Below are 8604 nucleotides of genomic sequence, written 5' to 3'. Positions count from 1 at the left end.
CTCCGCGGGCCCTGCCGTTCGGTCGCGCGTGTCCGTCCGGCGACGACCGACCGGTCACACGACGAGCCGGCCCGTGTCCCGGGCCTCGCCGTCGCCAACAAGCGCGAGGTGCTGCTGCACGAAGCGATCCTGCTCTTCTATGCCCGCGGGTACCACGACGTGAGCATCGAGGAGATCGGCGCGGCGGCCGGCATCAACGCCTCCGGCGTCTACCGGCACTTCGCGAGCAAGGCCGACCTGCTCGCCGCGGCCTTCCACCGGGCCGCGGACCGGCTCGCCGTCGCCGTGAACGGCACGCTGGCCGACTCCACAACCCCGGCCGAGGCACTGTGCTCCCTGACCCGCGTGTACGTCCAGTTGTCGTTCGCCCGCAGCGAGCTGATGGTCGTGTACTTCACCGAGATCGGAAACCTGCCCGATGCACACCGCACCGACCTGCGCAACATCCAGCGGCTCAACGTCGAGGAGTGGGCCCGCCTGCTCGGCGAGGTACGTCCGGCCCTGTCCGCCGTCGAGTGCCGATTCCTGGTGCACGCCGCGCTCAACCTCGTGCTCGACGTCGGACGTCTGCTGCACTTCGACGCCACCCCCGCCAACGAGACCCGCGTGCAACAGCTCATGCTGGCGACCCTTCTCGGCGACCCGGCGGCGGACGCGTGACGCACACGGCACTCGCCGCGGTGGTGCGGGAGTACGGGGCGGACCCGCAGCGACGCCGTCGAGGCAGTACTCACCTTCGACCGTCAGGAGTGACCATGACCGTGGCCGACGAGCTGGCCGCACTGCGCCGCCGCACCGACACGATCTCGCCGCGCGAACTCGACGACCTGTGGGCGCGCCTCGAGCCCGCCCGCATCGATGATCTCGTCGGATACCGCTGGCGCGGATTCAGTTTCGACACCGGGCACCGCACCCACACACTGCTGGGCAAGGCCCGGTGGTACGGCAAGCAGTTCGCCACCGCCCACGACGTGCAGCCGCTGATGTGCCGGGACGCGAGCGGTGAGCTCTACTCCGACGTCGAAACCGGCCGCGGCGAGGCGTCGCTGTGGGAGGTCCGGTTCCGCGGCGAGATCACCGCCACCATGGTCTACGACGGCATGCCGGTGTTCGACCACTTCAAGAAGGCCGACGACGACACGCTCGTCGGCGTCATGAACGGCAAGGGCGGGCTCGTGTTCGACGCGGGCGAGCACTACTGGTTCGGTCTCGAACGCGACATCGCGCTGTAATCCCCTGCACCGCAAGCCTTCCGCCGGACACCCCCCACGCGCCACAGGACCGAATGTGACATCCGGTCGATGTGATCGACCGGATGTCACATTCGGTCACTCGGGGCGCCGGTCCAGGTGCTCGAGCAGCCGGCGGACCGCATCGTCGAACTGCCCCGCGGTCTGCGCGATCACCTCGTCGCGGTCCCCCCTGCGGAACGCGTCGATCAAGCGGGCGTGCGAGTCGACGGCCGACCGGCCCCACTCCGGCTCCGCGGTGTAGAGCCGGTACGGGGTGTAGCGGGCCGCGCTGTAGAGGAACCAGGCGAGCTTCGGGCTGTCCGCGATCCGGTTGACCTCGCGATGGAATTCGAACTCCGCAGCGGCGATCCGGTCGGCGTCCGACGACGAGACCGCGCACCGCAGCGCATCGTTCAGCGCGGTGAGCCGATCGAGGTCCGCAGCGTCCGCGACCCGCAGCACGCGCACCGCCAGTTCCACCGCGATCTGTTTCTGCAGCCAGAAGATGTCGGCGACGTCGCCCCGCCCGAGCGGCGAGACGACGTAACCGCGGTTGGGCACCGACTCCACGAGACCTTCCCCCCGCAGGGTCAGCAGCGCCTCCCGGACCGGGGTGACGCTGACCCCGAGTTCGGCTGCGGTCTCGTCGAGCCGCACGAAGTCGCCGGAGCGCAGCGCGCCGGAGATGATGAGGCCCCGCAGGTGGATCGCGACCTCCTCCGAGAGCTGAGGCCGTCGCCGCAGGGAACGGGCCGGTGCCGCCATCGTCTACAACCCGTAGCTCTTGCCGATGATGTCGCGCTGGATCTCGTTGGTGCCGCCGAAGATCGTCGACACGATCGTCCGGCGGACATGGTGCTCCATGTCGAACTCGGTGGCGTACCCGTATCCGCCCATCATCTGCATGCCTTCGAGGGCCGTCTTCTTCGCGACCTCGGTGGCCTTGAGCTTGACCATGGACGCCTCGCGCGGAAACAACGTGCCCGGGTTGTCGTCGACGAGCCGCGCGACGCGGTACACGAGCAGGCGCGTGGCCTCGATCTCGGTGGCCAGGTCGGCGACGCGATGACGGATGGCCTGGAACGTGCCGACCGGCCGGCCGAACTGCTTGCGTTCGGTGACGAACTGCAGGGCGTCGTCGAAGGCGCGCTGCGCGGTGCCGAGCATCATCGCGGCCAGGATGAGCCGCTCGGTGTTCAGCCCGGCCATCAGCTGGGTCCAGCCGTTGCCGACCTCGCCGACGACGGCGTCCGCCGGCAGATGCACGTCGGTGAGGTAGAGGTCGTTGACCTCCTTGCCGCCCATGGTCTCGATGCCGCTGATCTTCAGTCCCGCAGTGCCGGCCGGCAGATGGAACATCGTCAGGCCCTGATGCTTGGCGCCGCTGCGGTCGGTGCGGGCGACGAGCAGGATGTTGTCGGCGAAGTGCGCGTTGGAGCACCAGGTCTTCTGGCCGTTGATCAGCCAGCCGTCGTCGACCTTCTCGGCGCGGCAGGTCAGGGCGCCGACGTCGGACCCGGCCTCGGGCTCGGACATGGAGATGGACTGGGATCTGCCTTCGACGATGCCGCCGAGCACCGTCTCCTTCTGCGCCCGGGTGCCGAACTTCTCGTAGGCGGCGCCCGTGATGAGGGTGGGGCCGATGCCCCCGATGGGTGCCATGCCCCGTGTGCTCTGCTCGAGCAGGATGCACAGGTCGACCGTGCTGCCGGCGGAGCCGCCGAACTCCTCGGGCACCGTCACGCCGAGCCAGCCGAGCTCGGCCATCTTCCGGTAGAGCTCCTGGTTGTGGCTGTGCTTGCCGTGGTCGGTGAGGGCGTCTCGCTGTTCGCGGGTGCCGACCTCCCGTCGGCAGAAATCGGCGACGGCTGCGGCGAAGTCCTGCTGCTCGGGAGTGAATTCCGTCAGGTTCGTGTGCATGGGATCGGCCTCCTGGCCTGGACAATTAGTGGGGGGTTGTCGACACCGGGCGCGCCGCCTAGTGTGATATCCACGACAGTGAATCACATCAAATATATTTGATGTGGCCCAGCGAAGGAAGCGTCGCCCATGACCCAGGAACTCACGCCCGCCGATACCCAGTCCCCGGCCCCTCCGGGGGATACCTTCGCGAGTCTCGACCCGCGCAACGGATCCGTCCTTGCCGAGTATCCGATCGCCGGTGCCGCCGACGTCGCCGCCGCCGTCGACCGCGCGCGTTCGGCGGCCCGATGGTGGGCCGACCAGGGCTTCCGGGGCCGCCGCGACTGGCTGCTCGAGTTCAAGCAGGCCGTCGCCGCCGACGCCGAGCCCCTCGCGGCCCTCGTCTCCGCCGAGACCGGCAAGCCCCGCGGTGACGCCTTCCTCGAGGTGATGCTCGCGATCGAGCACCTCGACTGGGCCGCCCGCAACGCCAGGAAGGTGCTGCGCCCGCGCACGGTGCCGTCCGGTCTCGCCAGCGCCAACCAGCGGGCCACCCTCGAGTACCAGCCGCTCGGCGTGATCGGCGTCATCGGACCGTGGAACTACCCGGTCTACACCCCGATGGGCTCGATCTCCTACGCCCTCGCCGCCGGCAACGCCGTGGTGTTCAAGCCGTCCGAGCTGACCCCCGGCGTGGGTAAGTGGCTCGAGGAGAAGTGGAACGGGCTCGCCCCGACGCAGCCGGTGTTCCAGGTGATCACCGGCCTCGGCGAGACCGGGGCGGCACTCGCCCGCTCCGGCGTCGACAAGGTCGCCTTCACCGGCTCCGGCGCCACCGCCCGCAAGGTCATGGCCGTGTGCGCCGAGACCCTCACCCCGCTCGTCGCCGAGTGCGGGGGCAAGGACGCGATGATCGTCGCGGAGGACGCCGACCTCGACAAGGCCGTGGAGATGGCCGCGTTCGGAGCGTTCGGGAACGCGGGCCAGACCTGCGCCGGCGTCGAACGCATCTACGTCGTCGAGCCGGTCTACCGGCAGTTCCTCGACAAGCTCACCGCGACCATGGAGCGGGTGCGCCCCGGCGGCAGCGACGACGCGAGCTACGGTCCGATGACCCTGCCCCGGCAGATCGACATCGTGCGCGGCCAGATCGACGACGCGCTCGAGCACGGCGCCCGCGCCGTCGTCGGCGGCCGCGAGTCCGTGCACGACCGTTACGTCGACCCGGTGATCCTCACCGACGTCCCGGAGCGGTCCTCGGCGGTGTGCGAGGAGACGTTCGGCCCGACGGTGGTGGTCAACAAGGTGCGCGATCTCGACGAGGCCGTCGAGCGCGCCAACGCCACCGACTACGGTCTCGGCGCGTCGGTGTTCACCAAGGACCGCGCGCGTGGACGGAAGATCGCCGACCGGCTGCGCACCGGCATGGTGTCGGTGAACTCGGTGCTCGGTTTCGCGGGCATCCCGTCGCTGCCGTTCGGTGGCATCGGCGAATCCGGATTCGGCCGCATCCACGGCGCCGACGGCCTGCGCGAATTCAGCCGCCCCAAGTCGGTGACCGTCGAGAGGTTCCGGGCCCCGCTGAACCTGCTCACCCTCGAACGCACCGCGCGGGACATGAAGATCGCCGCGTGGATGCTCCGCACCCGGCACGGGCGGTGACGCGGATGACGTCGACCTCCCCCGACCGCACCCGGGAACGCACGCGCGGGGCGTCCGTCGTCGCCCGCCCCGACGCCCGGACCGAGAAGGCCGCCACCTTCCCCGCGCCGAACCAGGACCCGCACGCCGGATTCGGGCGATTCGGCTGGCTGAAGGTGATCGAGGGCCTGGACCCGGTCACCCACCATCAGGACATCCTGCGGATCACCGCCGGGTACGAGTTCCCTTGGGACTACCAGCGGTCGCTCGAGTTCGCGCTGTTCCGTACCTACTGTGTGCCGAGCATCTCCGCGCTGCTGGCCCGCACCGGCGAGTTCGAGCACCGCCCGCAGAAGCGCTACGACGACACCGCGATCCTGATGTCCGAACTCGTCGAGCACGGGTACGACTCCGACCGGGGTCGCGAGTCGCTGCGCAACGTCAACCGGATGCACGGCAGGTATTCGATCGACAACGACGACATGCTCTACGTCCTCTCGACGTTCGTCTACGACCCGATCGACTGGATCGACCGCTACGGCTGGCGGCGGCTGCACCCGCACGAGCGTCTCGCCTCGTTCCACTTCTACCGGCAGGTCGGAATCCGGATGGGGATCAAGAACATTCCGGAGTCGTACCAGGACTTCCAGCGGTTCAAGCTGGACTACGAGGACGAGCACTTCACCTACAGCGACGACAACCACCGCATCGGCACCTACACCCTGCGGCTGTTCCAGTCGTGGTACCCGAAGGGGGTCCCCCCCCCCGCCGTCGCCACGGCCGTGTACTCGCTCATCGACGAGCGGATGGCGGCGGCATTCGGGTTCCCGCAGGGGTCCCCGCGGGTCCGGGCCGTCGCGGAGGCCGCGCTGCGGGCCCGTTCGGCGGTGGTACGCCGGCTGCCGAAACGACGGACCTCGATGGCCGCGAGCAATCCGAGCAACCGCACCTATCCGGGGTACCCGGAGGGCTACCGCCCGCGGGACCTCGGCGTGGAGTACTAGACCCGGGGAGGGAGGAGGCCGGTTCGCCGCCGGCACGCGGGCGGCGGACCGGCGTTACTCATACGGAAGGCACCTCGGAGGTGACGTGCTCGACGGGCCGCCGGTTCGCCGCCGGCAGCGCGAGCGCGGCCACGAACACCACCACCGCGCAGGCAGCGCACGCCAGGTAGGCGATCGAGAAGCCCGCCGCGGCGATGCCGCCGCTCACCAGATGCGCCGCAAGGACGGTCGCGACCACGGCGCTGCACACCGTGCTGCCCGTGGTGCGCAGCAGCACGTTGACGCCGTTCGCCGCGGCGGTCTGCTCGAGCGGGACCGCACCCATGATCAGCACCGGCAGTGTGCAGTACACGAGTGTGGTGCCGATGGCGGCGACACCGAGCGCCACCACCACCGACCACAGCGGCTTGTCGGGCACCGCATGCAGCGAGTAGCCGCCCAGCAGGAACAACGCGCCGGCCAGCATGGGGACCTTCGTGCCCCACCGGTCGGACAACCGCGCCGCGACGAGGGCGAACGACATCATCGCGAAGCTCGCCGGCAGCTGGCACAGGGCCGCGAGCAGGATCGGCAGCCCGTACCCGGCGCCGTGGTCGGGGTCGGCCTGCAGCAACTGCGTGGTGATGAGGGTGTTGCCGTAGAACGCGAACCCCACCAGCAGGGCGGCCAGGTGCGGCATCAGGACCGTGCGCCGCGCCGAGGCCCGCAGATCGACGAGCGGATTGCGGTTGCGCAGCTGCTGGAATCCCCACAGTCCGAACAGCACGACGGCGGCGGCGAACATCGACAGCACGGCGGGGCTGGTCCAGCCCCAGGTGCTGCCCTGGGTGAGGGGGACGAGCAGGCTCACCAGCGCGGCGCTCAGGCCGACCGCGCCGACGCCGTCGAACCGGCCGCCGGTGCGGGTGCGGGACTCGCGGATGAACACCGCGGCCGCGGTCGCCACCGCCGCGCCGATCGCGGTGGTGACCCAGAACAGCACGTGCCAATCCGCGAACTGGACGATGGCGGCGGCGAACGGGATGCCCAGCGCGGTGCCCAGGCCGAGGGTGGAGCTGAGCAGGGCGACGGCGCGTCCGACGCGGTCCCTGGGCAGTTCCTCCCGCAGGATCGACATGCCGATCGGAATGACCGCCGCGCCCGCGCCCTGCAGACCGCGGGCGGTGATGAGGACCGCGATGTTCGAGCTGATCGCGCACAGCAGCGATCCGACGGTCATCAGGACGAGCGCGACGAGCAGCATGCGCTTCTTGCCGACCATGTCGGCGAGCCGGCCGAAGATCGGGGTCATCACGGCCCCGACCAGCAGGGTGGCGGTCACCAGCCACGACACGGCCGTGGTGCCGGCGCCGGTCAGCGCCGGCATGCTCGGCAGCAGCGGCACCATGACCGTCTGCATGATCGCCTGGAAGATCGCCCCGACCGCGAGGATCGGGAAGACGAAACGCGACGGCCGGGGCGCGACCGCCGTCGCCGCCCCGCGGGCGGGCGGCCCGGCGAGCGACCGGTCCGGCCGGGATCCGCGCAGCCGGAGGGGGTGGGTGGACACGTACGCCATCGGCCCTCCTCCGCGCGGGGTGAATAATTGTTTACCAGGCTAAGTGAATAGCCGTTTACCCCGCAACAGAGGTGACCCGCATCTCACTCCGGGCCGTCGGTCACTCCGCCCCGTCGAGCAGCTCCTGCACCAGCGGCGCGTACCGCGCCACCACGTCCGGCACCGAACCGGTGGCGCGCTCCGCGAGCATGCGCCGCCGCATGATCGCCAGACCCATCACCATCGACATCGCCAGCTCCGCCCGCAACCGTGCATCCGGGCCGGGCAGGCGTGCCGCGAGCGCGTCGATCATCTGCTTCGAATAGTTCTCCCGGAGCTTGCTGTTGCTCTCCTCGCTCGCCCCGCTCATGAACAGGATGTTCATCGAGAGCGGCTTGTACGGTTCGAGCGGCCGCGCCAGCATCGACACCATCCGCTCCCCCAGCTGTTCGAGGGGACCGTCGAACAACACGTCCGCCGCGCTCTGGAAGTCGACCAGCGCGTCGAACAACTGCTCCTTGGAACCGAAGTACTTGATGATCAGCGCCGGGCTGACGCCGGCGTCCTCGGCGATGTCCTTGAGGGTGATCTCGCGGTACGGACGCGTCGCGAACGCCATGCCGGCCGCGTCGAGGATCCGGCGGCGCGTCTGCTCCCCGGTGCGTCTCGGGGCGGTCACAGTGTGCGTCGGCCCGAGAGCGCCCGCCCGAGGGTCAGCTCGTCGGCGAACTCGAGGTCGCCCCCCATGGGCAGACCGGACGCCAGCCGCGTCACGGTCAGGCCGGGGAAGTCCCGCAGCATCCGCACGAGGTACGTCGCCGTGGCCTCGCCCTCCGTGTTGGGGTCCGTCGCGATGATCACCTCGGTGACGTCGACGCCGTCCTCCTGATTGCCGATGCGGGTGAGCAGCTCACGGATCCGCAACTGGTCCGGACCGATGCCGCTGAGCGGATCGAGGGCGCCGCCGAGCACGTGGTAGCGCCCACGGAACTCGCGGGTGCGCTCGATGGCCTGCACGTCCTTCGGCTCCTCGACCACACAGATCTGGGTCCGGTCCCGGCGCGGATCGGAACAGATCCGGCACCGCTCCTGATCCGCCACCGTGCCGCACACCTCGCAGAACCGGACGCCGTCGCGCACCTGCTGCAGGGCCGCCTGCAGCCGGTCGAGCTCCGGCGGCTCGACCGACAACAGGTGGAACGCGATGCGCTGGGCGCTCTTCGGACCGATGCCCGGCAGCTTGCCGAGCTCGTCGATCAGGTCCTGGACCGGTCCCTCGTACACGTGA

9 protein-coding genes are annotated in these 8604 nt (G+C 70.0%); 4 read left to right on the top strand and 5 right to left on the bottom strand.

Annotation, left to right across the window (positions count from 1 at the left end):
• On the top strand, positions 1 to 660 hold a 660-nt coding region (locus tag OEY_RS0116425; protein WP_010594936.1), incomplete at its 5' end, for a TetR/AcrR family transcriptional regulator.
• A gap of 95 nt (positions 661 to 755) precedes the next feature.
• Positions 756 to 1232, top strand: a complete 477-nt coding sequence (locus OEY_RS0116420; protein WP_010594935.1) for a DUF4334 domain-containing protein — start codon at positions 756 to 758, stop codon at positions 1230 to 1232.
• A gap of 96 nt (positions 1233 to 1328) precedes the next feature.
• On the opposite strand, the gene OEY_RS0116415 is transcribed toward OEY_RS0116420, so the two are convergent.
• A complete protein-coding gene (locus OEY_RS0116415; RefSeq protein ID WP_010594934.1) occupies positions 1329 to 1997 on the bottom strand; it encodes a GntR family transcriptional regulator in 669 nt (222 codons plus the stop codon).
• 3 nt (positions 1998 to 2000) lie between these two features.
• Positions 2001 to 3152, bottom strand: a complete 1152-nt coding sequence (locus tag OEY_RS0116410; RefSeq protein WP_010594933.1) for an acyl-CoA dehydrogenase family protein — start codon at positions 3150 to 3152, stop codon at positions 2001 to 2003.
• 129 nt (positions 3153 to 3281) lie between these two features.
• On the opposite strand from OEY_RS0116410, the gene OEY_RS0116405 reads away from it, so the two are divergent.
• Both OEY_RS0116405 and OEY_RS0116400 read left to right on the top strand, forming a co-directional pair.
• Positions 3282 to 4796 carry an aldehyde dehydrogenase family protein gene (locus OEY_RS0116405; RefSeq protein WP_010594932.1) on the top strand — a complete coding sequence of 505 codons (1515 nt, stop codon included), beginning with the start codon at positions 3282 to 3284 and terminating at the stop codon, positions 4794 to 4796.
• Between the two features lie 5 nt (positions 4797 to 4801).
• Positions 4802 to 5779 (top strand): oxygenase MpaB family protein, encoded by a 978-nt coding sequence (locus OEY_RS0116400; protein WP_043805535.1) that lies wholly within the window; start codon positions 4802 to 4804, stop codon positions 5777 to 5779.
• Between the two features lie 58 nt (positions 5780 to 5837).
• On the opposite strand, the gene OEY_RS0116395 is transcribed toward OEY_RS0116400, so the two are convergent.
• The 3 genes from OEY_RS0116395 to recR all read right to left on the bottom strand — a co-directional run bounded on the left by OEY_RS0116395 (position 5838) and on the right by recR (position 8600).
• On the bottom strand, positions 5838 to 7337 hold the full coding sequence (locus OEY_RS0116395) for an MFS transporter (protein ID WP_010594930.1): 1500 nt from the start codon (positions 7335 to 7337) through the stop codon (positions 5838 to 5840).
• A gap of 100 nt (positions 7338 to 7437) precedes the next feature.
• Positions 7438 to 7995 carry a TetR/AcrR family transcriptional regulator gene (locus tag OEY_RS0116390; protein WP_010594929.1) on the bottom strand — a complete coding sequence of 186 codons (558 nt, stop codon included), beginning with the start codon at positions 7993 to 7995 and terminating at the stop codon, positions 7438 to 7440.
• Positions 7992 to 8600 (bottom strand): recombination mediator RecR, encoded by a 609-nt coding sequence (recR, locus tag OEY_RS0116385; protein ID WP_010594928.1) that lies wholly within the window; start codon positions 8598 to 8600, stop codon positions 7992 to 7994. The genes OEY_RS0116390 and recR overlap by 4 nt, the downstream gene beginning before the upstream one ends.
• Positions 8601 to 8604: the final 4 nt, after the last annotated feature.

Origin of the sequence: Rhodococcus sp. P14 (assembly GCF_000256505.1) — a bacterium.
In the GTDB taxonomy this organism is placed as follows: Bacteria; Actinomycetota; Actinomycetes; order Mycobacteriales; family Mycobacteriaceae; genus Rhodococcus; species Rhodococcus ruber.
The sequence above is the reverse complement of the archived record's forward strand: the minus strand, read 5'-3'. Positions and strand labels throughout refer to the sequence as shown.

Coding starts and splice junctions, on each gene's coding strand:
- OEY_RS0116420 (WP_010594935.1), top strand. CDS start 756: ATGACCGTGGCCGACGAGCTGGCCGCACTGCGCCGCCGCACCGACACG.
- OEY_RS0116415 (WP_010594934.1), bottom strand. CDS start 1,997: ATGGCGGCACCGGCCCGTTCCCTGCGGCGACGGCCTCAGCTCTCGGAG.
- OEY_RS0116410 (WP_010594933.1), bottom strand. CDS start 3,152: ATGCACACGAACCTGACGGAATTCACTCCCGAGCAGCAGGACTTCGCC.
- OEY_RS0116405 (WP_010594932.1), top strand. CDS start 3,282: ATGACCCAGGAACTCACGCCCGCCGATACCCAGTCCCCGGCCCCTCCG.
- OEY_RS0116400 (WP_043805535.1), top strand. CDS start 4,802: ATGACGTCGACCTCCCCCGACCGCACCCGGGAACGCACGCGCGGGGCG.
- OEY_RS0116395 (WP_010594930.1), bottom strand. CDS start 7,337: ATGGCGTACGTGTCCACCCACCCCCTCCGGCTGCGCGGATCCCGGCCG.